The organism is Longimonas halophila (assembly GCF_002554705.1).
Classification (GTDB): Bacteria; Bacteroidota; Rhodothermia; order Rhodothermales; family Salinibacteraceae; genus Longimonas; species Longimonas halophila.
The window spans coordinates 307,638-332,882 of sequence record NZ_PDEP01000003.1 but is presented as its reverse complement, the minus strand read 5'-3'; the positions used below and the strand labels follow the sequence as shown (position 1 = coordinate 332,882).

General features: G+C 61.8%; 23 protein-coding genes. 9 read left to right on the top strand and 14 right to left on the bottom strand.

The features are described 5' to 3' along the window. Positions 1-423 precede the first annotated feature (423 nt). Together CRI93_RS05280 and CRI93_RS05275 are read left to right on the top strand one after the other, a co-directional pair. Positions 424-2,760 (top strand): PAS domain S-box protein, encoded by a 2,337-nt coding sequence (locus tag CRI93_RS05280; protein WP_098061560.1) that lies wholly within the window; start codon positions 424-426, stop codon positions 2,758-2,760. Positions 2,761-3,149: 389 nt separating this feature from the next. Next, positions 3,150-4,781: a GAF domain-containing sensor histidine kinase gene (locus CRI93_RS05275; protein WP_176521709.1), complete on the top strand. Its 1,632-nt coding sequence runs from the start codon at positions 3,150-3,152 to the stop codon at positions 4,779-4,781. Here the strand turns inward: CRI93_RS05275 and CRI93_RS05270 are convergent. Beyond that, entirely contained in the window at positions 4,775-5,593 is an 819-nt protein-coding gene (locus CRI93_RS05270; protein ID WP_245850344.1) for an EcsC family protein, read from the bottom strand. The two genes, CRI93_RS05275 and CRI93_RS05270, sit on opposite strands and share 7 nt — an antisense overlap. A 92-nt stretch (positions 5,594-5,685) precedes the next feature. After that, positions 5,686-7,047: an NAD(P)/FAD-dependent oxidoreductase gene (locus tag CRI93_RS05265; protein WP_245850341.1), complete on the bottom strand. Its 1,362-nt coding sequence runs from the start codon at positions 7,045-7,047 to the stop codon at positions 5,686-5,688. A 488-nt stretch (positions 7,048-7,535) separates the two neighbouring features. Here CRI93_RS05265 and CRI93_RS05260 point away from each other — a divergent pair, with 488 nt between their 5' ends. Further along, entirely contained in the window at positions 7,536-8,492 is a 957-nt protein-coding gene (locus CRI93_RS05260) for a 6-bladed beta-propeller (RefSeq protein WP_176521708.1), read from the top strand. Between the two features lie 20 nt (positions 8,493-8,512). On the opposite strand, the gene CRI93_RS05255 is transcribed toward CRI93_RS05260, so the two are convergent. From CRI93_RS05255 to CRI93_RS05245, 3 genes are all read right to left on the bottom strand, one after another. After that, positions 8,513-9,958: a DASH family cryptochrome gene (locus CRI93_RS05255; RefSeq protein ID WP_098061556.1), complete on the bottom strand. Its 1,446-nt coding sequence runs from the start codon at positions 9,956-9,958 to the stop codon at positions 8,513-8,515. A gap of 23 nt (positions 9,959-9,981) precedes the next feature. Next, complete coding sequence (locus CRI93_RS05250) at positions 9,982-10,161, bottom strand: DUF2256 domain-containing protein (protein WP_098061555.1); 180 nt, start codon at positions 10,159-10,161, stop codon at positions 9,982-9,984. Positions 10,162-10,281: 120 nt separating this feature from the next. Further along, positions 10,282-11,031, bottom strand: a complete 750-nt coding sequence (locus CRI93_RS05245; protein ID WP_176521707.1) for an anthranilate synthase component II — start codon at positions 11,029-11,031, stop codon at positions 10,282-10,284. A 193-nt stretch (positions 11,032-11,224) separates the two neighbouring features. On the opposite strand from CRI93_RS05245, the gene CRI93_RS05240 reads away from it, so the two are divergent. Then, complete coding sequence (locus CRI93_RS05240; RefSeq protein WP_098061553.1) at positions 11,225-12,112, top strand: alpha/beta fold hydrolase; 888 nt, start codon at positions 11,225-11,227, stop codon at positions 12,110-12,112. A gap of 105 nt (positions 12,113-12,217) precedes the next feature. After that, the gene (locus CRI93_RS05235) at positions 12,218-13,324 is read left to right on the top strand and encodes a mechanosensitive ion channel family protein (protein ID WP_245850339.1); all 1,107 of its coding nucleotides are present in this window, start codon (positions 12,218-12,220) and stop codon (positions 13,322-13,324) included. A 13-nt stretch (positions 13,325-13,337) separates the two neighbouring features. Here CRI93_RS05235 and CRI93_RS05230 read toward each other — a convergent pair whose 3' ends face one another. The 8 genes from CRI93_RS05230 to CRI93_RS05195 form a co-directional block, all read right to left on the bottom strand. After that, entirely contained in the window at positions 13,338-13,985 is a 648-nt protein-coding gene (locus CRI93_RS05230; RefSeq protein WP_098061552.1) for an alpha/beta hydrolase, read from the bottom strand. A gap of 12 nt (positions 13,986-13,997) precedes the next feature. Then, complete coding sequence (locus CRI93_RS05225; RefSeq protein WP_098061551.1) at positions 13,998-14,570, bottom strand: LOG family protein; 573 nt, start codon at positions 14,568-14,570, stop codon at positions 13,998-14,000. Positions 14,571-14,620: 50 nt separating this feature from the next. After that, positions 14,621-15,238 (bottom strand): protein tyrosine phosphatase family protein, encoded by a 618-nt coding sequence (locus CRI93_RS05220; protein WP_098061550.1) that lies wholly within the window; start codon positions 15,236-15,238, stop codon positions 14,621-14,623. 112 nt (positions 15,239-15,350) lie between these two features. Then, entirely contained in the window at positions 15,351-16,460 is a 1,110-nt protein-coding gene (locus CRI93_RS05215; protein WP_098061549.1) for a metal ABC transporter permease, read from the bottom strand. Continuing rightward, a complete protein-coding gene (locus CRI93_RS05210) occupies positions 16,457-17,383 on the bottom strand; it encodes a metal ABC transporter permease (protein WP_098061548.1) in 927 nt (308 codons plus the stop codon). The genes CRI93_RS05215 and CRI93_RS05210 overlap by 4 nt, the downstream gene beginning before the upstream one ends. A 219-nt stretch (positions 17,384-17,602) precedes the next feature. Then, entirely contained in the window at positions 17,603-18,340 is a 738-nt protein-coding gene (locus CRI93_RS05205; protein ID WP_098061547.1) for a metal ABC transporter ATP-binding protein, read from the bottom strand. 32 nt (positions 18,341-18,372) lie between these two features. Then, complete coding sequence (locus tag CRI93_RS05200; RefSeq protein ID WP_245850338.1) at positions 18,373-19,362, bottom strand: metal ABC transporter solute-binding protein, Zn/Mn family; 990 nt, start codon at positions 19,360-19,362, stop codon at positions 18,373-18,375. Positions 19,363-19,538: 176 nt separating this feature from the next. After that, the gene (locus CRI93_RS05195; RefSeq protein WP_098061546.1) at positions 19,539-20,204 is read right to left on the bottom strand and encodes a metal-dependent transcriptional regulator; all 666 of its coding nucleotides are present in this window, start codon (positions 20,202-20,204) and stop codon (positions 19,539-19,541) included. A 501-nt stretch (positions 20,205-20,705) separates the two neighbouring features. On the opposite strand from CRI93_RS05195, the gene CRI93_RS05190 reads away from it, so the two are divergent. Next, positions 20,706-21,068 carry a hypothetical protein gene (locus CRI93_RS05190; protein WP_098061545.1) on the top strand — a complete coding sequence of 121 codons (363 nt, stop codon included), beginning with the start codon at positions 20,706-20,708 and terminating at the stop codon, positions 21,066-21,068. Positions 21,069-21,208: 140 nt separating this feature from the next. Here the strand turns inward: CRI93_RS05190 and CRI93_RS05185 are convergent, their stop codons facing one another. Then, on the bottom strand, positions 21,209-21,733 hold the full coding sequence (locus CRI93_RS05185; protein WP_098061544.1) for an NUDIX hydrolase: 525 nt from the start codon (positions 21,731-21,733) through the stop codon (positions 21,209-21,211). A gap of 125 nt (positions 21,734-21,858) precedes the next feature. Between CRI93_RS05185 and CRI93_RS05180 the strand changes: the two genes are divergently transcribed. The 3 genes from CRI93_RS05180 (at position 21,859) to CRI93_RS05170 (ending at position 25,242) form a co-directional block, all read left to right on the top strand. Then, positions 21,859-22,218, top strand: a complete 360-nt coding sequence (locus CRI93_RS05180; protein ID WP_098061543.1) for a hypothetical protein — start codon at positions 21,859-21,861, stop codon at positions 22,216-22,218. 160 nt (positions 22,219-22,378) lie between these two features. After that, positions 22,379-24,811, top strand: a complete 2,433-nt coding sequence (locus CRI93_RS05175; protein WP_245850336.1) for a TonB-dependent receptor — start codon at positions 22,379-22,381, stop codon at positions 24,809-24,811. A 113-nt stretch (positions 24,812-24,924) separates the two neighbouring features. Then, a complete protein-coding gene (locus CRI93_RS05170) occupies positions 24,925-25,242 on the top strand; it encodes a hypothetical protein (RefSeq protein WP_098061541.1) in 318 nt (105 codons plus the stop codon). Positions 25,243-25,245: the final 3 nt, after the last annotated feature.

Below are 25,245 nucleotides of genomic sequence, written 5' to 3'. Positions count from 1 at the left end.
AAAAGGCGCACGAGCGCCGCGCGAAGAGCCTGTTCCGGTACGGGTTAGATGGGTTGCAACAGATACTGACGACCCCCGAGCGGCAAGACGCCGCCCTCTTCCGCTGTTTGAGCCTGCTTCAACGACCGACGGCTCATCTGCCCTATGGATAATATCCTATGGGTAGGCAATCATTCGCGTTTGAAGAGACACTCAACTTTTGTCATGTACCATGGGGTCCGCGTACGTGACAGTCATGTTACGCAAACATCCTGCACTTTAAAATGTAGAATATAAACATGAAGACTCATATCTGTATCTGATTGGTAAGGATCGAACGCGTGTATCCTTTGCGCTGCAGTTGTGCTTCTTGGTTCTGTAGCCAAGATTCCCCATCTTCACTGTTGCAGACTGCTGTTTCCCTTGACTTGCTCATCCTCTTGCATGACTGATTCTATTCCATCAAATATAGCGCCCGACGGTCCGCCCGACGCGGAGCGGCTCATGGCGTTACGTCATTACCATGTGTGGGATACAGCGTCAGAAGCGTCTTTTGATCACATCACCGAGCTGGCATCGCACGTGTTAGACATGCCCATCGCGGCCATCAACCTCATCGGGGCCGATCGGCAGTGGCCCAAGTCATGCGTTGGGTTGGAAGCAGAGAGCATGAGTCTCGACAACGCCATTTGCAACACCACCATTGAAACGCCGGAGGTGCTCACCATCCCCGATCTGCGTGCCGACGACCGGTTCGCTGACAAATCGTTTGTGCAGGACGAGCCCAAGGTGCAGTTTTACATGGGGGCACCGCTCATCACGCACGATGGACACCGCCTGGGGGCGCTTTGTGTGATGGATCACACGCCCCGGCACCCCACCTCCCACGACGAAGAGACGCTGGCTCGCCTGGCCCAGGTCGTGATCGATGAACTGGAGCAGCGGGCTGCCGAGCGCAAAAAACACGCGGTGCTGGAGGCGATTGGGGAGGCGTTTTACACGGTAGATACGCAGTGGGGCATCACGTATGTGAATGACAAAGCAGCGGAGCACTGGGGCGAATCCCCTAAAGCGCTACGGGGCCGGGTCGTATGGGAGCTTCTGTCAGATACAGAGCGAGTGGCTCTGGAGCCTACCCTGCGCAGCGCGCAGCGCGAGCAAACGTCGCTGCAAACGGTATATGAGGATCCAGAGGCAGACTGCTGGTACCGCGTTCATGTGCATCCGTTTGAGCAGGGGCTGTCGGTGTATGTACACGACATCACCGAGCAGCAGGCCGTTGCCCATGAACGAAACCTGCTCGCAAAAGCTGTTGAGCAACTTAACGAAGCCGTCCTCATCACCGAAGCCGAACCACTCGATCCGCCGGGACCACCCATTGTTTATGTGAACCCTGCATTCGAGGAGATGACGGGGTATACGTTTAATGAGGCCAAAGGAAAGACCCCGCGCATCCTACAGGGCCCAGAAACCGACCGGGCGGTGCTGGAGGTCCTGCGTGCGCACTTGGAGCGTGGGCAGCCGTGGGAGGGCGAGACCGTCAACTACCGCAAAGATGGCACTCCGTACACGGTGCAGTGGAACATAGCACCTGTTCGCAATGAAGAGGACACCTGCACGCACTGGGTGTCGGTGCAGCAAGATGTGACCGAGCGCAACCGCCGCGAAACAGCGCTTCGCCAGCAGCGCAACCTGCTGTCGCAGACGCAGCGTATTGCTGGAGCATGGGAACTGGACGTGCAGGCCAATTCGCTGTCGTGGACAGAGAAAGTCTATCGCATCCATGAGGTGGATCCCGATACGCCGGTCACCGTACACAAGGCGCTGAGCTTTTACTCTGATGATGCACGCACGCGCCTCCAAGAGGCCCTGGACCGCTGTATCCGCACCGGGGAAACCTACGATTTGGAGCTGCAGCTTACGACAGCGAAGGGCAATGCCTGCTGGGTACGCACGGTAGGCGGCGTAATTGACCGAGACGACGAAGGCACGGTCATTCGGGTCGGCGGAGCGCTTCAAGACATTACAGAACGTAAAGAGGCGATTGAGGCATTGGTAACGGCCAAAGAGAAAGCCGAAGAGATGAGCCGCCTGAAGACCGCCTTCCTGGCAAACATGAGCCATGAAATCCGCACGCCCCTCACATCGGTTATTGGATTCTCGGACGTGCTAATGTCGCTCGATCTGCCGGAGCGTGCCCGCAAGTGCACCACGCTCATCCATAAGGCGGGACGGCGGCTTCTGAACACGCTGAACTCCGTGCTCGACCTGTCGCAGCTTCAGGCGGACGCCATGACGTTGCATCCGGCTGAGTTCGATGCGGCCTCTGTACTGCGCAGCACCGTTCGGATGCAACGCCGTCAGGCCGACGAGGGCGTCGTGTGTCTTGATGTGCACGCGCCCGAGGAGCCGGTGCCTGTTGTCCTTGACCAGACTGCGTTTGAACGGGTCGTTACGCACCTGGTGGATAACGCCGTCAAGTTTTCGTCCGAAGGAGAAACCGTCACGGTGCAGTTGCAGGCCAGCGACCAGCAGCTTCAGCTTGACGTACAAGACACAGGGATTGGAATCGATGCGGACTTCCTGCCCCATCTGTTCGATGCCTTCAAGCAAGAGTCAACCGGCGATGCGCGCGCCTACGAGGGCAACGGGCTGGGGTTGGCGATCACAAAGCGTCTTGTCGACCTGATGGGCGGATCCATTCGCGTGGAGTCTATCAAAGGCGAAGGCACTACGTTCTATGTGGAATGGCCGCGGTGGAAAACGGAGCCTGGCGAGTAGTAGTCGGGGGAGAGGGGGGCGCTTTGGGTCCCCGAAGCGGAAGGATCTCAACATCGAACTTGCACGCTCGGGGCCGTTCTCCTGGTCCCAGCGCCATCTCAAGTGAGGCTGATCTTTGCCCAAGCAAGTCTGGCGGCGTCAAAAGTAACGTTTGCCCGCGCGTCGACTTCGTTGCATCTTGGTCCGAATCTATCAGATAGATGCCGGAGTTGTGATTTTGTAATTTACATGCCCTCTTTCTCCGATAGCGATGCGTGTGTGGCAACACGCATACTTGTGCGTGCCGAAACATAGTTGCGCACACAAATGGATGTTCACCTATGAAGGCAGATACGATAGACCTTTCTACAGAGCACGATCGCTACGGTGAGCCCCATGCTCCCGCGCGCTTGGCCGCTCTCCAGCGCTACCAGATCATGGATACGCCGCCCGAGGAGGCGTTCGACCACATTACCGATTTGGCCGCGCACACGCTCGATGTGCCGATTGCTGTGGTAAACTTCATTGATGCGGAGCGGCAGTGGTTTAAGTCGTGCGTGGGCACCGATGTCAACGAAACGCCTCTCGACCAGGCGCTCTGTAACACCACCATCCGCACGCCGGGGCTGATGGTGGTTGAAGACGCACGCCACGATTCACGGTTCAAGGGCAACCCGTTTGTGGCCGGACCGCCGCACCTGCGCTTTTACATGGGGATGCCGCTCACCTCGCCCGATGGCTACCGCGTAGGCACGCTCTGCGTAATGGATACGAGGCCGCGCTCGCCCACCGAACAAGACCGGCAGACGCTCAAAAAGCTGGCGCAGGTGGTCATGAACGAACTGGAAATGCGCGCTACCGAGAGCCAGCGTGCCTATCGCGAACTCTATGACCGCGAGCAGCGGCTGCGCAACCTGGCCAACAGCATTCCGGGCGTGGTCTTTCGCATGGATACGCACATGGAGCCTAACGACGCGCCGCGCTACGATGTGCAGTTCATCAGCGAGTACGCTCGCGAACTGCTCGACTACCCGCTCGACACGCGAGGCACGCACGAGGCGTTTGCATGGTTTGCCGCCCGTGTGCTCCCCGATTACCGCGAGGCGTTCCTGGCGTCTGTGGCAGAAGCGGTGCGTTCCGGCACGCCCTGGCGACATGACGTCCCGTTTCAGACGGATACAGGCGCTGTGCGCTGGATTCGTGGAGTGGCAGTGCCCGAACAAGGCCCAAACGGACGCACGCTGAACGGTGTGCTCTTAGATAGCACTGCCGAGAAAAAAGCCGAGGAGGCGCTGCGCGATGCGAAAGAGAAAGCCGAAGAGATGAGCCGCCTCAAGTCGGCCTTTCTTACCAATATGAGCCACGAAATCCGCACGCCGCTGGCTGCAATCATGGGGTTTGCGGATGTGCTCAACGACCTGGACCTAAAGGGCCCTGCCAACAAGTTCAGCGCGCTCATGCGGCGGTCGAGCCAGCGCCTGCTCGATACGCTCAACGCGGTGCTGGAGCTCTCGCAGCTCGAAGCCGCAGCGGTCAGCGTGCAGCCCACGAAGCTCAGCGCGGCGGCGGTACTCTACGATGTGGCGGTGTCGTTCCGCGCACAGGCTGAGGATCAGGGCGTAACGCTAACGGTAAAGCGCCCGCCTTCGGAGGTGGAAGCCGTCATCGACCGCGAGGCGCTCACGCGCATCCTTACGCACGTCATCGACAACGCCGTTAAGTTTACGCCTGCGGGCGGGACGGTTACGGTGGGCATCCGCGCCACCGAAGCAGACCTTACGTTGACTGTGGCGGATACGGGGGTGGGCATGCGGCCCGATATGGTACCACAGATCTTTACGGCATTTCAGCAGGTCTCCACTGGCGATACGCGCTCGCACGAAGGCAGCGGCCTGGGCCTCACCATTACCAAGCATCTGGTGGAGCTGATGCAAGGCTCCATTCAGGTGGATACCGCGCCGGATACCGGCACCACGGTGCGTGTGTGCTTGCCCCGTCGCCCGGCACCTGCGCCAACGGACCCCGCACGGCTCCACTACTGATGCCGCTCTTTCCAGTCCAAGTACAGCGCGCGGCTGCACATGAATGACGTCTTTGCGGTCGACTTGGTGAACCAGTAGTTCACGCCTGCGCCCACGGCGGCTCCGGCCAGCGGAATGAGCTGCCCCAGCTTGCGGCGGATGAGCGCCTTGGCAATTTCGCGCGGTACGTGGCGGTTCTGTTCATGAAACGACCCGGTGCGGCGTCCGCTGTACGGGTGGTCGTGCACCAGAGCCGCCGCGGCCACGCTGGACTCACGAAGCGCATCGGCGCGAGTGGCGCGGCTGCCTGAGGCTGCGGCGGTAAAGATGGCCAGCACAAGCGGACGGTACGCGGCGTCGTGCATCGGGAAGCCGTAACACGCGCTGATCGTCTGGATCACGCGGAAGTTGATCGTAAACAGCAGCGGAATATCGGCCACCAGGAGCGCCGCGCCGCCCAGCCCGGTGCCGCCGCCCTCCAGCGCCGCAATGAGCGCGTTCTGTTGCATGCGCGTGCGGGCCAGTTCGTCGAGCACCTCCAGCGGTTCGTGGCGCAGATCTTCTACGGCGTCGATCTCAATCCCTTGTGCGCGGGCATCGGAGCGGACGGTGTCGAGCACGCCGGTGCGCGCGGACATGTCGCTGAGCTGCGAGAGCGCTTCGGCGGTCACGTCTTCGGCGCGATCGAGCATCTCGCCCGACACGCTGCGCTCCACCACCCAGTCTACCGGCTGCATGGCCCAGTTGATGAGCTGCGACACAGGCGAGCTTAGGCTCTGCGCCCAGGTATCAATATCGCGGCGGGCAGCACGTTCGTCGGCGGTAAGACGCATGGGCACAAGGCAGGTTGGCTATGGGGATGCGAAAGGTAGGCTCGAAGCCGTCTATTGTACGCATCCCCCAAACGCAAAGTTACGACGCGCGGCTATGCCACCGGCGCGGCAGGCGATTCGGCTTCTTTGGGAGCATGCTCCGAATCCAGAATGAGGCGGGCGTGGCGCTTGTACGTGAAGTAGTTGTAGATCCAGTCCATGAACACGCTGGCGCGATTGCGGAAGCCGACCAGCTTGGCGATGTGGATGACGACCCACATGAGCCAGGCGATGATGCCCTTGAACTTGAGTCCGCCCGCGAGTTCGGCCACGGCGGCATTGCGTCCGATGGTAGCCATCTGCCCGTAGTCGCTGTACGAGAACGCGGTGCGCGTGCGCCCCTGCACATTGTTACGAATCTGCTCGGCGGCATGCTCGCCCGACTGAATGGCGACCTGTGCGACCTGCGGCAGCCAGTCGCTGGTTTCATCGCGCTCCATAGCGGCCATGTCGCCCACCACGAACACATTGTCGTGAGTAGGCAGCGCGAGCGTATCGGAGACGACGACCTGCCCGCTGCGCGTTTGCTCGGCCCCAAGCAGGTCGGCCAATGGACTCGCCTGCACGCCGGCGGCCCAGATCAGGGTGTGTGTGGGGATGCGCGAACCATCGGCCAGGGTGACAGCGTCGGCACCGACCCGTTCGACGGTAGTGCCGGTTTCGATCTCTACGCCGCGATCTTCGAGGGTGCGGCGCGTGTAGTCTTGCAGCGAGTCGTCGTACCCCTGCAGCAAGGCATCTTGCATCTCCAACAGAATGACGCGGGCGTGGTCGCGCACGTCGAAGTCGGGATAGTCGCGATCGAGTGTGTCGAAGAGCTCCACGAGCGCGCCCGACATTTCGACGCCGGTGGGCCCGCCGCCTACGAGCACGAAGTTGAGCATTCCGTCGGGGATGGTGTCGGGCGATTCCTGGCGCAGGCGGTCGTAGCGCTCAAACTGGCGCAGTGTGTGATGGCGCAGGTTGACGGCATCGGTCACGTTCTTCAGCGGGAAGGCGTGCTCCTGCGCGCCTGCTACGCCAAAGTAGTTGACCTCGGCCCCGCCCGCCACGATCAGGTAGTCGTAGGCGATGAAGCCGTTATCGAGCTCGATGCGCTGGTTTTGCGTGTCGATACCGGTGACGGTGCCCATTCGGAAGCGGATGTTGTCGTCGTTGCGGAAGATGTCGCGCACGTTGTGGGCAATGTCATCCGGCTCCAGCCCGGCCATAGCCACCTCGTAGAGGAGCGGCTGAAACTTATGGTAGTTGTTGCGATCCACGAGCGTGACCTCGACGGGGGAGCGACGCAGGGCCTTCGCCGCCTGCAGCCCGCCGAATCCCGCGCCAATGATAACGACATGCGGCGGCGCGCCAGCAGGCGACTCGGGTGGGGCAGATCCGTTCGAAGACGATCCGTTGACAGGCATATTCATAGCAAAAGGGGATTGGGTTACATGCAATACTGCACGTGCGGCGTATAACGCCTGCACGGGTGGAATGTGCGGAGTTTGCGGGGCGGAAGCGGCAGAGAGACAGCAACGTTACGGCATTAAAGAGATGGGCTTCAAGAAAACATAACATTGTGTTGTGCAGATGTTCTTGCGTTTTGCTTTGTCGGTTTTGTTGTATACCATCGTCCATTCAAAAAGAAATGGGGCGATTGCCTGCACGTCTCTGTCAACAGAGCCACGGTCAAACATGCATAGGGTAGTGGGTAGACGCTAAGTGATAAAGCTATCGTAGAATGTAGGTTTGTCTTGTTCGAACCCCCTCTCCCTTCGGGTTTCTCCCCCTTTTCCAAGGGGGAGATGTCGATAGACAGAGGGGGTTGTCTGGCTCCGATGATGTCGGCCATATGACAATCACTTACCATTGAACCGCTACCATGCATAGAACGCTCTTCACATTGATCGCAGCCGTCTTGCTACTTGGCTCTGCCTACGAAGCCGCAGGCCAGCCCCAGGAGCAACCCCTTGAGGTGCGGCACACGATTCCGAGTGATGACTCGTTCATTGGGCAGGTTCGCGATGTGAAAGTCAGCGATGATGCGGTGTTTGTTGCCGACTACCAGCGCAATGAGGTGCTTGTCTACACACGCGACGGCACCCTGCTTAGGCAGATTGGAGAAGGGGAGGGCGAGGGGCCCGGCGAGTTCCGCTACATTGGGCACATCGACGTGAGTGGAGACTCAATGCTCGTTTCGAACAATGGCAACCGCCGGTTCGACCTCTTTCACCGAGAAGGGCAGTTCATTGAGACCTATGCGCAAAAGTACGTCTACGCAAGCGATTTTACGTTGACCGAAGATGGATCTATATACGGCTCCGCATTCAAACGCAGTGGATCAAACCGACTTATTTCCAGAATGGGCCGGGATGGTGAGCTACGAGAGCGCTTTGGAGATATGTACTTTGAGGATGAGGAGATCATCTTCCTGGCGAGTAACGGGTGGATTCATGAAGAGCACGGCCAATTTGTGTATGTCTCCGAGCACTACGAGACTGTGAGAGTCTTTGAGGATACGACCGAAACGCACCGCTTCGACATCTACAATGAGGTGCTCGACGACGCGCTGGCTAATAACAAAGACCTGAGCCAATTCCGTCCGGCTGTTGATCAACGGTTTCCCTTCCAACCCTATATTCGGGCCGCTGCTGTCCATGACGACATTGTGTACGCGGCCTTCCAAGAGCCAGAGCAGATTCGCATTTTGGCGTATACGATCGACGGCGAGCCGTACGGCAACTACGTCTACGATGGCATCCAACGTCCCGATGATCTGGTCGTCCGGGCCATGGACGTAGACGACGAGGGCATCTATCTCGGATTAGAGGACGACATCCCGAAGGTGCTCGTGTTTGCACATCCAGATAAATAAGACGAACTTCCAGACTGACCTCACCCATTCCGCAGCCGCTCATACGTTTTCTCCAGGTTGACAATGGGCTCGGGGTAGTCGGCGCCGATGACGCAGTTGTACTCTTTCTGCTCTTCGTGCGACATCGTGTGCGGCTCGTGGACGTAGTGGTCGGGCACGTCGGCCAGTTCGGGCAGCCAGTGGCGCACGTAGTTGCCGTCGGAGTCGTAGCGCTTGGCCTGCTTTACGATGTTGAAGTAGCGGTTGCGCGGGTCGTTGCCCACGCCGCTGTTGTAGGCCCAGTTGCCCCAGTTGCTCGTTACGTCATAATCGACCAGCTTCGCCTCGAAGTACGCTGCGCCCCGCCGCCAGTCGATGTTCAGGCTCTTGGCGAGCATGCTGGCCACGTTTTGGCGGCCTCGGTTGGACATGAAACCGGTCTGGTTGAGCTCGCGCATGTTCGCATCCACGAAGGGAATGCCGGTGGTGCCGCTTGCCCATGCCTCAAACGAGGGCTCATGCTCGGTCCAGTCTACCTGCACGTTCATGGGACCGGATTGGTGGAAGAGGCGGTCACCGTACTTCCATCCGATAAACGCAAAGAAGTCGCGCCAGATGAGCTCGAAGATCATCCAGTACGTCGATTTGTTGCTGGTACGCTCGCGCTCGTAGCGCTTTACCTCGTCGAAGATGTAGCGGGGCGAGACGCAGCCGTGCGCCAGCCAGGCGGAGAACTTCGACGAATAGTCGGCGCCCAGCAGGCCGTTGCGGGTCTTCTTGTAGCGCTTCAGGTGGTCGCCGCGCCAGATGTATTCGTCGACACGGTCGAGGGCACGCGTTTCGCCGCCTTTGAACGGGAGCACGCTGCGCTCATCGGGGACGCCGTCGTGGTCGAAGCCGAGATCGCTGAGCGAGGGAATGCGTCCGGCGTCGAGTCCGTCGGGCAGCGGAGGCACGGCGTCGGGCGTGGGGTACTGCTCGCGAATGGAGCTCTGCTTTTCGAGCTTCTTGCGCGTGGGGGTGAAGACATCCGGCAGCGCCTCGGGATCGGGAAACGGCAGGTCGTCGATGTGATAGAGCGTCTGGCCCCAGAAGAAGGCCATGTCGGCATCGGTGGGCTCCAGCGCGTCAATGACGGCGTCCTCCACGTCGCGCTCCTCAGTGCCCAACTGCTCGTAGCACGTCACCTCGGCAACATCGTGCTGCTCGACCAGCTGGGGAATCACATCCTCGGGGTGGCCCTCACGCACGACCAGGCGGCTGCCCTTCGCCTCCAGCGAACTGCGCAGGTCGTTCAGGCTTTCCAGCAGAAAGCGGGCGCGGAACGGACCGGTTTTCGGGAGATCCCACCACACCGTATCGAAGTGACGTGGATCCACGCAGTAGAGCGGGATGATGGGGCGCTCTTCAGACAGCGCGTAGGAGAGCGGTTCGTGGTCGTGCAGGCGCAGGTCGTTGCGAAACCAGACGAGAAGCGGGCGGGCCATAAGACAAGGGGTTGGCGCAGAAGCTATTGGTCATCAGGCGGGGCCGCCCACGGCACATCGTCGCGGTGCTTGTTGCGCCGGCAGCGTTCGCTGCAGTACTTCACGTTCTCCCAATCGTCTTCCCACTTCTTCCGCCACTCGAACGGGCGGTTGCATACGGGGCAGATCTTGGTGGGGAGGTCAGATGAGCTGCGGCGTCCCATAAGCGCGATGCAGGGCGGTTAGGTAGATGTGCACGAAAAGCACGCCCTGTGCACGTGTGCGCGCCGCCTCCGTGCCCGCACGGTCCCACATCTTACGAGCGTATCACGATCGGCGGTCGATTACTTGGCGTTTTGCTCCTGCGCACTGCGCTGTTCTTCCTGCTCCTTTACCCGGTCGAACATGCTCTTGCCGTCGCTTTCGTACACAGCCGTCTCTTCTGCGCTGCCCGAGTTGGAGGAACTGTCGGGGCTCGAAGGAGCGGTAGAAGACGGTAACTGCAGCTGATCAAACGCACCGTCGCGGATGTCGTACAGCGTGTCGATCCAGTTGGAGACAAGGCGTTCGGCCTGAGCGGGGTTCATGTTTTCGAGCCGAAACTGGATCCCGCTGGTTTTAAATCCGCGATGCCGCACCGCCATGACGGTTCCGTTTTCGGCGCGCGCAGACACCTGCAGGGCCACCGGAAACTCGTCGTCAAGGAGCACAGGAGCCGAATCGCTCGTCACCTCAAACGGGTCGTCGAGCCCTTCAAACAGGGCACGATGGTCGTGCGTAACCGCGCCGGTGGCGTCGTCGCGGGCCGACTCCGATACGGATCCGCCAAAAGCCACTCCTACGGCCCGATGCCCCAGCCCCACGCCTAAGATGGGCACGAGCGGAGCAAACGTTTCAATGGCAGGCACGGTAATGCCGGCATCTTCGGGCGCTCCTGTACCTTCCGAAAAGACCAGCCCGTTCGGGCGCAAGTCGCGGACCTCCTCCAGTGTGATGGCGGTGTTATCGACTACGCGCACGGTCTCCCCACTGATGCGCAGCGCATTTGCCAGCACGTTGATGGCAGGGTCCTCGTTGTCAATGATGAGAATCATAGCGGGGCGGGCAAGCCGGTGAAAAATCAAGCGGCGCAGTGAGCCGCGAATAGGATAGCAAGACGTGTTCAACTGTAGTGTGTACTTTCCATGAGAGCCAGTGTTTACGAGTGCGTCAGAAACATGGATCATTGGAGCATTCGTTCATGCGTTTTACGTTCGCTTTATAAAAAATAAACCTTGCATATCGATCATGTCGATCCTTGAATATACTTCAATGCGATGCCGTCATCGCTTCGTGCGCACTGCGCCGTCGGTGCGGCTGCATGTGGTTGAAGCCGGACCGCCTACGGGCGACCCGGTGATTCTGCTGCATGGCTTTCCGGAGTTCTGGTACGGCTGGCGGCATCAGATCGTGGCGCTGGCACAGGCGGGCCGTCGCGTCATCGTGCCCGATCAGCGGGGCTACCATTGGAGCGACAAGCCGTCCGACGTAGCCGCCTATGGGATTCGCCACCTGATCGACGATGTGCGCGTGCTCATTGACGACACGGGGCGCGCCCAGGCCGATGTCGTGGGCCACGACTGGGGCGCCATTGTGGCGTGGACGCTCGCGGCCTGTGCGCCGGATAGTGTGCGCCGCCTGGGCATCCTTAACGTGCCCCATCCGCATGTGATGCTGAATACCTTGCGGACCGATCCGGTGCAGCGCATCCGCAGTCTGTATGCGGCCTTTTTCCAGCTTCCGCGTGTGCCCGAATGGCTGCTGCGCCAGTGCAACGGCGAGGCGCTGGCGTTGCTAATGCGCCTGAGCGCCCATGCCGATACGTTTTCGGAGGCCGAGTTACGGCGCTACCGTGTGGCCTGGCGCCAGCCGAGGGCGGTACGCGGCATGCTCAACTGGTACCGCGCGGCTGTGCAAACCAACGGACTGCGCGCCGTCCCGACCGAGCCGATCCAGCCGCCTACGCTGGTGCTCTGGGGCAAGCAAGATGTGGCGCTCCGGGCGCACATGGCCTCCAAAAGCGTGGCCCGCTGCGCACACGGACGCCTCGTGATGCTGCACGACGCGACCCACTGGGTGCAGCATGACATGCCCGATCGCGTAAACCGCGAACTGCTCGCGTTTTTGGATGCGTAACTCACGGCGTGAGTTGAGGACTTTCATGTTGAACGCCCTAACGGCCCAGAAGCGACATGAGCGCAGCGAACCGGTATGGCTGCCGGATGTTGTCCATTGTCTTGCATGCTCTTGTTCTACACCAACTGGTCCGAGACTTCGATGAATAGCATCGCGATCAACACCCTGCTTACGTCGCTCGGACTGGTGGCCGCGGGCATTACGGGGGCGTTTCTGCTCTACCGGCTCGTTCGGTGGCTGGCCCTGCGGGCCGACCGGAGCCGCTACCAAATTGACGGACTTGTGCTCCGCATCATCGGGCGCCCGCTTAGCGTGCTGCTGGGGCTGGCCTCGGTCAACTATGCGCTATACCGCATCCCGCAGGTGCAGATCCAGTTCGACAAGTGGGACGGAGCTCAGAATGCCGTTCTGGTCCTCACGGGCACCTGGATCTTCGCCAGTCTCGTTAAGGCTGTGGTACGTGAGTACGGCCAGCCGCTGGCCGCGCGAACCGACACCGATGTCGACGAACGGATCGTGGGCTTGCTTGACCTCACTGCTGTCTACCTGATCTGGACCGCCGGTATCCTTATCGCACTCCGCGAGGTGGATATTGAGGTGACTGCATTTATTGCCTCGCTTGGTATCGTGGGGCTGGCGGTGGCGCTGGCGGCTCGTACGGTGCTTTCGAACGTACTTGCGGGCATTACGCTTACGGCCGATCGCAACTTTCGCGTGGGCGACCGCATCCAGGTCGGGGATTACATCGGCGACGTGCTGGAGATCAACCTGCATAAGACGGTCATCCGCACGCGCGACAACGAAATCGTGCTGATTCCCAACGATGTGCTTGGCAAGGAGGTGATCATCAACCACATGCTGCCCGAGCAGATCACGCGCATCGAAATGACCATCGGGATTGCCTACGATGCTGACTTGGACCGGGCCACAGCGATCCTCCAGGAGATTCTCCGCCACTCCGATCGTATCCACAACGACCCAGAGCCTGAAGTGAATGTAGCGGCTCTTGGAGACAATGCCGTCGTTCTGCAGATTCTGGCCTGGATCGACCGTCCACGGGGCAAACGCTCGGTGCGCAACGCGGTCTATCGCAGCACGCTCGCCCGCTTTGCGGAGGTGGGGATCGACATTCCATTTCCGCAGCGGACCCTGCATCTTGCCCGTTCTGCTCAGGACGCGTTTTCTGTGCCTGCGCGCTCCAGCACTTCATAAGTTCGGATTGTGCTCACTCCGGCGCATCCAGCGTGCGTAGCATATCAGTATGCAAGCGGTGGCCGCCCTCGAACGTGTGCGTGTCGAAGTCGATGTCGTGAGCACGCAGCCGGTCGTGCATCTGCGCCCACGCGTCAGCGCTGATGTACGGGTCGTTGGTGCCGCGGACCAGCGTCAGGTGGAGTGTGCGGAACGTGGGCGCGTGGACCTCCAGGTCAAGGTCGGGCGGCACGCGTCCTGCCCAGAGGGTGAGCCGATCGATGGTTGCGGGGGTGCGCGCGACCCAGCGGCAGGCGGTGGCGGCGCCCTGCGAGAAGCCAAGCACGTGTGTGGATTCGGGGCCGCCTTCGCGAAGCAGGGCGGCATGCAGGCGATTGAGGTAGGCGATGTAATCGCGAATCTCATCGGTGCGATGAGCGCTTGTCATCCAAGAGGCCCCAATATCGCCATGGGTGCCGTCCCTGTAGAACCGCGATAGTGCCTCGGGGGCAACAACACATGCTGTATCCTCTCGAACAACCTTTTCAAAGGGCTGGATGAAGTCGGCAGCGCGCTGGCCGTAGCCGTGCAATACCACCCAGAGCGTTGGGGCGGTAGCCGGGGTGCCGTGCTGCACGTAGTGCGCGGTGCGCGGCGTTTGAAGCGTGCGAGAGGAGGCCATGGGCGGCAGGTGCTATTCCTGGGGCGCGGCAGTGGGGATCTGAAGGGTGGCGTCGAGGTGATGCAGCGCCTCGCTCGGCGTGCTGGCCACGAATATCAGCTCTTCGTGGGGGATGCGCGAGAAGTGCTGGGCATAAAGCTGCTCAAAGAAGCCGAGCAGTGGATCGAAAAAGCCGTCGTGATTGACGATAACGACAGGCCGCTCATGGTAGGCGAGTTGGCGTAGGGTAAGTACCTCCAGAAACTCCTCAAGTGTGCCAAAGCCGCCGGGCAGCACCACGAACGCGTCCGAGCGCAGGTACATGATGCGCTTGCGCTCGCTCATGGTGTCGGTAACGATGAGCTCGTCGGCGGTGTCGCGGGCTACGCCTTCGATGGATTTCAGCTTGTTGGGAATAACGCCCACCACCGAACTGCCGCCCTGGCGCACCGCACGCGCTACCGTGCCCATGAGTCCAGATGTGCCGCCGCCGTAGATGAGCGTGTGCTCGCGGGCGGCCAGCCCCTCACCGAGCGTGCGGGCCACGGGCGTGAACCCATCGTCGATTTGCGGACTGGAAGAGCAGTAGACACACACGTTAGCCATGCAGAGATGCTATATCTGAAACAAAAACAAAAGGATGGACGGCAGCCGACTTATTCGCTCGTCCAGCGAGTGCGGAGGGGCGCTTCGAGTTGGGTCAGCCCGGCCCGCATGCCGATGTCGAGGGCGCGCTCTGGTGCTATGTCGTGCAAAAAGTAGGCACGCGCAGCAAAGAGGCTGCCTACCCGGTTTCCGCTGCTGCAGTGCATGAGCAGCGGACGGTTGGTGGAGTCGGCCAGCGCATCGTTGAGTGCGATGGCGGCCTCTTCGGTTACGTCATCGGGGTCCGATATGGGGATGTGGATGTACTGCATGCCGAGTTCTTCGACAAGCGCCCGTTCGTCGAAGCCGTCGAATTCGCCATCGGGACGCAGGTTCACGACGGTGCGAATACCCTGCTCGTGCGCGGCGCGCAGCTGTGCTTCGGTGGGTTGCCCGCCCGTAATCACATCCTCAAACAGCTGGCGTCCGTTGGGTAGGTCGAGTCCTTCGGGCGGAGACGCAGGGTTGGCTTCAGGGGTGAAGGCGTGTGCGGAATCGGTCGATGCGTCGGGGGCCGCATCAGATTTCGGCTCGGACGATTCGCTTCCGCATCCGCTAATCAACAGCACGAGCAGTGCGCCGATGGCGAGCCCAGGAAGTAGCACGAGGCGTGATGCAGAGCGTCGCATGTACTCAATTCGTTTGTCAGGGGGATGCAAAGGGGCGTGCACGGGCGAGACCGTCCGTTGACACGCGGACGTGATATGCTATCCGAAAGTGGAGCGTTCCGGCGCGCAGGCGCTACGCGGCGTGCTGGGCGGCCTCATCCGCCAGTTGCTGCCCGGCCTCGGTACAGGCCAGGTGTCCGCTGCGTACAGTAATAAGGTCCTGGTCGCGGAGGTCGCTGATCAGGGCCTGCGTATGCGAGGGGAGCCACCCGAACCGGTCGTGCAGCCGATTGGAGGCTTCGGAGAGCGGCACGGGCGGCGTGCTGGGATTGGCGAGATAGGCGGCCAGGAGCTGTGCCGAGAAGCGGGCGGTGTGCCGATGTTGGCGGCGCCAGGTGGCAACGAGGCCGCGCTCGGGCGCTGCAACCAGGGTCACGCCAAAGAGCAGGCCCGCCACAGTCGCCATGGATCCGGCAATAGAGGCGTCGAGCGCAGCGGCGCCGGCGTATCCCACCAGCGCATACCCCACGCCCAGTCCCGCACTTAGCACGATCATGCGATCCAGGCGATCGGTGAGCAGGTAGGCGGTAGCCGGAGGTGCCACCATGAGAGCAACCACCAGGATAGATCCGACGGCATCGAAGGCGCTCACAGCGGTTACAGATACGAGGCTCATGAGCACGTAGTGCAGCACGCCCGGGATGAACCCGAGGGTGGCGGCGAGTTGCGCATCGAACGTAGACAGCTTCAGCTCTTTGTAGAAGGCCGTCAGGAATGCCGCGTTGAGGAGCAGCACGGTGCCCATCACCCAGAGGGCGCGGGGGCCCAGGTCGATGCCGCCCCATTCGAGGCGGTCGAACGGCACGAATGCGAGTTCACCCAGGAGCACCGCATCCACATCCAGATGCACATCGCTCGCATAGCGCGCCAGCAGCACGACCCCGATGCTGAACAGCACCGGAAAGACGAGCCCGATGGCCGCATCCTCGCGGACCAGTCCGGTGCCCTCAATGCGCTCCACCAGCACGACCGTGAGCACGCCGGTGGCGGCGGCGCCCGCAATGAGCAGGGGCGAGGCGAGCGACTCCGTGAGCATAAACCCCACTACAATGCCCGGCAGAATGGCGTGGCTGATGGCATCGCTCATCATCGACAGGCGGCGCAGCACCAGGAACGCTCCCGGCAGCGCACACGCCACCGCCGTGACGGCGGCGACCAACTGGACTTCGGCTTGCGGGCTCATGAGTCAGCAGGAGACGAGGTAGAAAAGGACGAATTCGATGAAGAAGGTGCGGCAGTGCGGGGGCCTCCCATGCGCCAGAGGAGGCCGCGCTCTGGAGCCAGCAGCATCGACATGGCCACCACGGCACCCATGCACAACACAATGGTCGGCCCGGTGGGCAGGTTACGCATCGACGCACTGACGACCGCCCCTGCAACGCCTGTAGCCGCCCCAATGCCTGCTGCGAGCGCGACCATGCGGCCCAGCCGGTTCGTCCATTGCCGCGCGGCCACAGTCGGCGCAATGAGCACCGCGCTCATGAGCACCACGCCCACGGTTTGCAAACCAATAACAATGGCGACGACAATCAGCGTGGTAAGCAGGCCGTTCAGCAACTGCATGGGCAGGCCCAGGCTGTGTCCAAAGTCGGGGTTGAAGCTGAGGAGCTTAAGCTCTTTCCACAGGAGCAGCATCATGACCAGTGCAATGCCACCGAGCGCGGCCATCACATACACATCGCGCGTGACGAGGGCGGCGGCTTGGCCGAACAGGAACGCGTCGAGTCCGGCTTGCGAGGCCCCTGCGTGGCGCTGCAGATACGTCATGAGCACCAGGCCGAGCCCGAAGAAAGCCGACAGCATGAGGGCCAGGGCGCTGTCGTAGGGCACCCGCGTGGTGTGGGCGGTGGTTTCCACCAGCAGTGCGGCGGCCAACCCGGTGGTGGCCGCGCCCAGCATCAGCACGAGCGGGTTCATGCTGCCCGTCAGGAGGAACGCGCCCGCAATGCCCGGCAGGGCCGCGTGAGCCACGGCATCACCAATGAGGCTGCGTCCGCGCAGCACCGCGTAGCTGCCCAGGCTGCCGCCCACCATGCCCAGCAGCGCAGCGCCCAGCGCTACGGTGCGCAGCGTGTAGTCGGTAACGAGTTCGTAGAGCAGATCCATATGGAGCGGTTGGGGTTGTGTGATGCACAACGCAGATAAATGAGGACGTGTGCATAAGACAAGACAGAGCAGAACCTCTGAATAGCGTCCGTTGCACGGCGGAGGGGCGAAGGTCATGCTTTTTATGCTATGCGATGTGCGAGGATGCTGGCAGCTGTCGGTAGACCGGACCCGTAGAGACGCGCCAGTGGAACGTCTCTACTTCACATGCTACAACGCCTAATGCGCTTCTGTGGAAGCGCGCATCTCTGTGCCGTACGTGGCACTCACATTGGCATCCGTAAAAACCGATGCAACGGGTCCGCTGGCCACAGCGCGCTTGTTTAAGAGCAGCACGCGATCGAAGTAATCGGCTACGGTGTGCAGGTCGTGATGCACGACCACCACAGCTTTCCCGGCATCGCGCAGGTTGTGCAACAGCTGCATGATGGTGCGCTCGGTGGTGGCATCAACGCCCTGCAGGGGCTCATCCATCAGGTACAGGTCGGCGTCTTGCACCAGCGCCCGCGCCAGAAACACGCGCTGCTGCTGTCCCCCCGAAAGCTGACTGATCTGGCGGTCGGTGTAGTCGAGCATACCTACGTCGCGGAGGGCCTGGCGGGCCTGTTCGTTCTCGTGAGCACCTGGACGCCGAAACCAGCCGAGCTGGCCGTACAGGCCCATCAGCACCACGTCGAGCGCGTTGGTGGGAAAGTCCCAGTCCACGCTTCCTCGTTGCGGCACGTAGCCCACGCGGTCTTGCTGGGCGGCATATGTATCCCCAAAGACCTGAATGCGCCCCGAGGCGACGGGCACCAGTCCCAGCACCGCTTTGAGCAGGGTGGTTTTGCCTGCGCCGTTGGGCCCCAGCACGCCCGTTATCGTGCCACGGGGCACCGTCAGCGACGCATCCCACAGCACAGGCGTGTCGTGATACGCGACCGTACAGCCTTGAATGTCGAGCGCGACATCAGTCATAAGAGTGCGCTGTTGAATCCAGCAAAAAAGTGTTAGCGGCGGGCCGTTGTGGTGCCCGAAGAATCCGAATCAGCTAATCCGTTCACGATCGTGTCGATGTTATGCCGTACGGCCCCAACGTACGTGCCCTCAGGCGTGTCAGTACCGCCCAGGGCGTCGCCGTAGAGGGCATCGCCCAGTTGCACCGCGAAGCCCTGGCTGCGCACGGCTTCTTGCACGGCCCGCAGGCCGCGCTCGGACACCGAGGTCTCCGCAAAAATGGTGGGAAGGCGGCGTTCCGCAATGAAGTCGGCCAGCGCCTGCACATCGGCGGTACCGGCCTCTGAATCCGTCGAGATGCCCTGCAGGCCGCGCACCTCTATGTCGTAGGCCGCGCCCAGGTAGCGAAAGGCGTCGTGCGAGGTCACGAGCACGCGCTGTGCCTCGGGGATGGTTGCGATGCGCTCGTGGGCGTACGTGTCGAGCGAGTCGAGGCGGGCCGCATAAGCGGTAGCCCGCTCGCGGTAGGCAGAGGCATGATCGGGATCGAGGTCAGCCAGCGCATCGCCCAGATGCAGCGCAGCGCGGCGCCAGAGCGACACGTCGAACCAGACGTGCGGGTCGTACGCGCTTGCGTACTCGGTCGAGCCAATGCGCAGGCTGTCGGGCACGGCCTCCTCGGCCAGGGCCGTCGTTGCAATGCCGCGCCGATCCATTTCGGGAAAGAGATCGACCATCTTGCCCTCCAGGTGCAGGCCGTTGTACACGATCATGTCGGCCCCGGCCATGCGCTGGATGTCGCCCTCGCTGGCGTTGTACTGGTGCGGATCGATGCCCGGTCCCATCAGCGTGGTCAGCGCCACCGCATCGCCGCCCACCTGGCGCACCAGGTCGCCCACCACGTTGGTCGTAGCCACCACGCGCACGCGATCCTCCGAGGTTGAGTCGGCACCTGAGGACGAGCAGCCCGCCATGAGCACAAGGGCGCCCAAAAGCATGGCGCAGCCCCCCGCGTTGCGCATCACCGATCGTATCCAGAACATGCTGTGCATCCAACCTACCCCAGATGGTGAACAGTCATCGAAGCATTTTAGCCATGACTAAAAATATTTAGCCTTGCCTAAAAGTTCCATTGGGGGTAGGGGAAAGTAGAAGTGGGGGTAACCGTGGACATGCGTTCCGCGCTCCGATTACGACATTGTTGCGTGCAGGACGAGCCTCACTCTGCAGGAGGCCGCACGAACACCTTATTCGCGACCGGATGGCCAATGATCGTCTCGTCGCCGTCGATAGCCACGACCATGAGCCCCTCCAGCGGACGCGTTTCACGCACGTCGACCGTGGTGCCGGGGAGCAGGCCGCGTTGCTCCAGCAGGGTAAGCACCTCCGCATCGTCATCAGAAACGTGGTCGATGACAGCGGTATCGCCCTCGGCAACGTCGGCCAGGGTGTGGGTGGAGAGCGCGTCGACGGCGCCCTCGCGGGTGGGGATGGGATGGCCGTGCGGATCGTGCGTGGGGTGCCCGAGCATCTCCTCGATGCGATCCTCGAACGTCTCAGAGATGTGATGCTCCAGCCGCTCGGCCTCGTGGTGTACCGCGGCCCAGTCGAAGCCCATCACTTCTTTCAGGTAGAGCTCCAGCAGGCGGTGGTGGCGGATGACCTCCAGCGCTACCGTGCGCCCCGGTTCGGTGAGCGTAGCACCGGCATACGCCTCGTAATCGATAAACCCGAGGTCGTCGAGGCGGCGCACCATGTTCGAGGCCGAGGCCGGGGCGACTTGCATGGCCTCGGCAATGGCCCCAGATGACACCGGCGGGCCGCTGCCCTCCGCTTCCAGCTTGTAAATCGTCTTCAAGTAGTCCTCAATCGAGGGCGTGCGCATGGACGTACACGGGCGGTGGAGCAGATCGGCGTGCAAGCGACCGTACGCAATGCGTCTTCATAAGTTACGAGCGGTAGGCTCCACGCAGGCAGGGCCTTCGCCAATGCGGGTATCGTGAACACAGTGTAACACGAAGTCCACCTGTAAATCTCAAACAGATAAGCAACGCGATATGCACCAGAACGCGCCGTATCCAGGCCGTTACAGAGGGGTGAACCAGCCCGTTACAGCCATGAAGATGACACAGAGGTACGGTGAACCCATCGCGATTCAGCGGTGAAGCTGCCCCGAAACCGTAAGGAAGCGCTTTTGCTCGGTAACATTGTTCAGGGATGCTTCGTGGTAGGGGTGAACACGGGACGCGCGTCCCATCCCCGATGCGCCGCAGCTGCTCCGGAGAGCTGCGAGCGGCGCTACAGTTGCCTGCCTGTACGTATGCGTAGGAAGCTGTAGCGGACATTCTATCTCTTTATTGTCCGCAAACTTAAATAGGCAAACGTTATGAAAAACGCCCCCAAGCCCCGCGACAAGAAATTTCTCGTTGGAAACTTCATGAGCAGCTACATGCCGCTCGCCAAACCGCCCGCGCACGACCTGAAAAGCATTGCGTTGCCGTCGGAGCAATTGCAGAAACGTCTGCAAGCGCGTACCGATCGCCGCGTGCAGCGTAGCAAAGAGTACAACCGGTTCCGCCTGGCCGGATCGCTGGTTATCTTCGCGATCATGGCGCTGGGACTGTATGCCAGCCTGACGACCACCGATACCAGCACACAGACGGCCCAGACGCCGGCCTCAACCCAACAGGTGACCCCCTCGGCGTCGAGCGTGTCCACCACGACGCCCATTCCCGCGCTGTTTCAGTAGGCCATGAGGATGCCGCACAGCAGGGAGATGGAAGGCGTATCACGGCAAAATCACATAATGAACGGGCGCGCTTGGTTGGTACCGGCGCCCATAATCAGCGGCTCGCTGGCATTACGCTGGCGAGCCGCTGCTGCATGGAGCTATGTCGTGTGGGATGCTGCATCCACAGGAATCTGCAGCGCTTTAGGCACGCCCTGCGCGCACATCGACGCGACCAGCCGGGCCAGGCGCTGCTGTTCGGGCCACTGCAGTCGCTGCTCGGCCTCGCCCACCGATACCCAGGCCCAGCCATCGTGCTCGTGGTTAAGCGTAGGTGGGCCGCTGACCGCTGCGGCAAACGCCGGAATCAAATTGATGCGGTCGTGCTGCCACTCATAGAAGTGGTTGAGCGAGGGCAGCGCCCAGAACTGCTCAGGCACAAGGCCCGTCTCTTCCCGAAGCTCGCGCAGCGCAGCCTGCCAGGCCGTTTCGTCCGCTTCCATTGTGCCGCCCACCATCCGCCAGGTGCCCGCGTACGATGCCTGGTCCGATCGGCGGAGCACCAAAAGTTCAGGCGTATCACGCTGTATCCGGTACGGATACACATCCACCACGCGCACTGAGACCGATCGTGTGGTGGCGGAGTGCGGTTTGCGACCTTCAGGAAGCTCGTCCGGGGGATTCATGTCGTCTGGAACGTGTGGTTGCAATACGTAGATAGCGCTCCCGCATCCAAAAACACAGCGGAACAGGATGGCCAAGGGTTCATTCAGTGGAGTGTCTCAAGCCAATACACACGCACTGCACACCCATGGTCACTTCGCGTCACATAGCAGCCGCCGCGCTTCTGGCGCTGTTTGTGATGGGAGGCATCATTGCGCCCAGCGTACATGCGGCGCATCATGCCAGTGCGGGGTCGCACCAAGGCCATCATGGGGTACCACAGTGCGAGGCCGTTCCGGCACGGTGGACCACGGACACATCCCATGCCGATGTCGACTGTACACTGTGCAGCGCGGTTGTTCATGCCGTACCGCCGTTGCGCAGCCCGGTTGTGCATGCCTACGGGGTTCGCCTCGTCACGGTGCCTGTGCAACCCACATCTGGATCGCACAGCGCGGTTCTGCCTCCTCCTACCCGCGGCCCGCCCCATGCCCGCGCGCATGCTTAACGATCGGGCACGCATGCTGCATGCATCGCATTCTGTGATGTACCTGTAGCTTGGCGAAAGCCATGTTGCATCCCCCCACGCTTGCCTGTGCTGTTAAGACGGCGCGCCCCACTGTCTATGATCATGGGTCGCTTGTCTGGGTATTCTGATTGGTATGGGTATGATTCGCTCTATTGTACGACACGCATGTGTATTGCTTCTTTTCATGGCGGGCACGCCGCTAACGGCATGGAGCCAGGCCAACGCTCCGCAGACCAACCGCGGCACCGTAGCTGGTACGGTGGTTGACGATGAAGGGGAGCCGCTCCCCGACGTCCAAATCGTTGACCTCACGCTGCAGCGCGGCACCACGACCGACGCTGACGGCACCTACGAAATTGACGGCCTGCCGACCGGCGAGCACCTGCTGGAGTTTCGGTTTGTGGGCTATCGCACTGTAGTCCGCGAGGTGCAGGTCACCGCAGGCGAAACCACGACGGTAGACGCCACCTTGCAGACGCGCGTACTGGAGGTAGACGGTGTAACCGTGACTGGCACGGCCCGGGCGCGCAGCACGCTTCGCGCGCCCCAGAGCGTTGATGTGATGGGGCTGCAAGAGTTGGAGTCGCAGCGCGGGGCCGCCCTCGGCGACCTGCTGCAAGACAACGTGCGCGGGGTCTCCTCCATCAAGACGGGCTCGCAAGCAGGCAAGCCGGTGCTGCGCGGACTGAGTGGCAACCGTGTGAAGCTGCTCAAAGACGGGGTGGCCCAAGAGTTCTACCAGTTCGGCGTACGTCACTTTCCCACCACCAACGCCAGCGAAGCCGAGCGCGTGGAGGTGGTGCGCGGCGTAAGCAGCATCCTGTATGGCTCGGATGCGCTGGGCGGCGCCATCAATGTCATCAGCAAGCCCGCCCCCACGTCCAGTTCAGGCCAGGTGGAGGCCGAGGGCTCCGCATCCACCCAGTACTACACCAACAACAACGAGCGTGCCGGATCCATCGACCTGCAGGTGGCCCAAGGCAATGTCGGCTGGCGTGTAGGGGCCGAGCGGCGCGTGGCGGGCAACTACCACGCACCGGATGCGCCGACCTTCTTTGAAACGGGCAATGGCGGCACGTTTGGCGATCCGAAGTACACCGGCGAGGTGCCCTTCACCAACTTTGAGCAGTGGAGCGCTTACGGACAGGTCGGCGTGCAGGGCGACTTTGGGAGCCTGCAGCTGCACGGTGACTACTGGCAAAATGCCCACAACTTTGCGCTGCCCACCGGCGGGCCCCAGGGGAATGTCAACAATCCCCCCGACGGCGTCGGGCAGAACCTGGAGCACAGCAACGTGCTGCTGAAGGGCACGCTCACCGCAGGGGATCTGGTGCTCAAACCACGCTTAAGCTGGCAGCGCTCCATCCGGCAGTCCGCACCCGGCAGCGGCGATGTGACGCTTGCCACGATTCGCGACAACGGCGGACTGGGTGGATTCGACTACCCTCTGGACCTGAAAACCGACATCTACACCGGACGCCTGGAGCTTGTGCATCCGCCTGTGGGTCCACTGAGCGGCACCATCGGCGTCGAGGTGCAGCACCAGGACGCCGACACGCGTGGCCCCGCCGAACTGCAACCCTCAGCCCGTACCTGGAATGCCGGACTCTTTGTCTTCGAGGACGCCGAGTTCGATGCGCTCACCCTGTCGCTGGGCGGACGCGTTGACCTGCGCACTATTGAGGCCGTTCCGAACCAGCGTACCCAGGACCCAGACCAGCTCGAAAATACGTACACCACGCTCTCGGGCTCGGCGGGCGCCAACTACGCACTGGGCAACGGCATGGCGCTGGCCACAAACCTGGGGGCCGGGTTCCGCGCGCCCAGCGTCTTTGAGCTATATGCCAGCGGTGTGCACGGAGGCGTTGCCGCGTTTCAGGTGGGTAACCCCGACCTGGACCCCGAGCGCTCCTACAGCGCCGATCTGTCGTTCCGTGTGCGCCGCGACCGCATAACGGCCGAGCTTACCGGATACGTCAACGCCATCTCGAACTACATCTACCTGCAAAACACCGGCGATACCAACGCTGGGAGCGGGCTGCCCATATACGCTGCGGCGCAGACCGATGCCGTCATTCCGGGCATCGAGGCGACCATTGAAACGAGTGTACAGCCGTGGCTGCAGGTGGGCGGCAGCACGGCCATTCTCGGAGGCACCGGCACCGGCTTAGGCACCAACGGCGGCGATGGCGACCTGCCGCTGCTTCCATCCAACACCGTTTCGGGTTTTGCGCGCTGGGTGCCCCGCGGCACCGACCGATTCCGCAACCCGAGCGTAGAGATCACCGTGAAGCACGCCCTCGACAAAGACGCCGCCGGGCGCTTTGAGCCGTTCTCGCAGTTTGACGGCGACTTCGGGCCACCCTTCGGCACAGCGTCTACGCAAGCCTATACCGTAGTCAACGCGGAAGCGCAGGGCACGCTGCGCACCGGCATCGGCGTGCCGCTCACACTCTCGGTTGGCGTCGACAACGTGTTCGACACCACCTACCGCGACTTCCTCGACACCTACAAAGGCTATGCGCTCTCGGCGGGGCGTAATGTCCGGTTTGGCGTGTCTACGTCGTTTTAGGGGCGTCCGCTTGGCCTGCGCTGGACTACCCAAGAAAGCCCCAGCGCAGGTGGAACCGAGGCGCCCCGGCATCATTCTGCCGGATGTTAGAACACACACAAATACGCACACCCATGCACACGTGGCGGCACATTGCGGCAGTGGTGCTTCTGGCTACCTTCGTAGTCGGCGGCGTACTGGTGCCCGCCGTACACGCCGTGCATCATGCTCGCGGGGCCGCCACCGCCACGCACACGCACGTCACGCAGAGCGATGCCGATAGCAGCATCGACTGTACGCTGTGCGAGGCGGTATTTCACTCGGCCCACGCCGCAAGCCTCGCCGCGCCCACGCCCACGCTTCACATTCGGGCATGGGAAGGCATCGCGCCTGCATCGCCGCACCTGCATCTCGCCGGGCATCACGTCATTCGTGGTCCACCGCATGCCTGATCG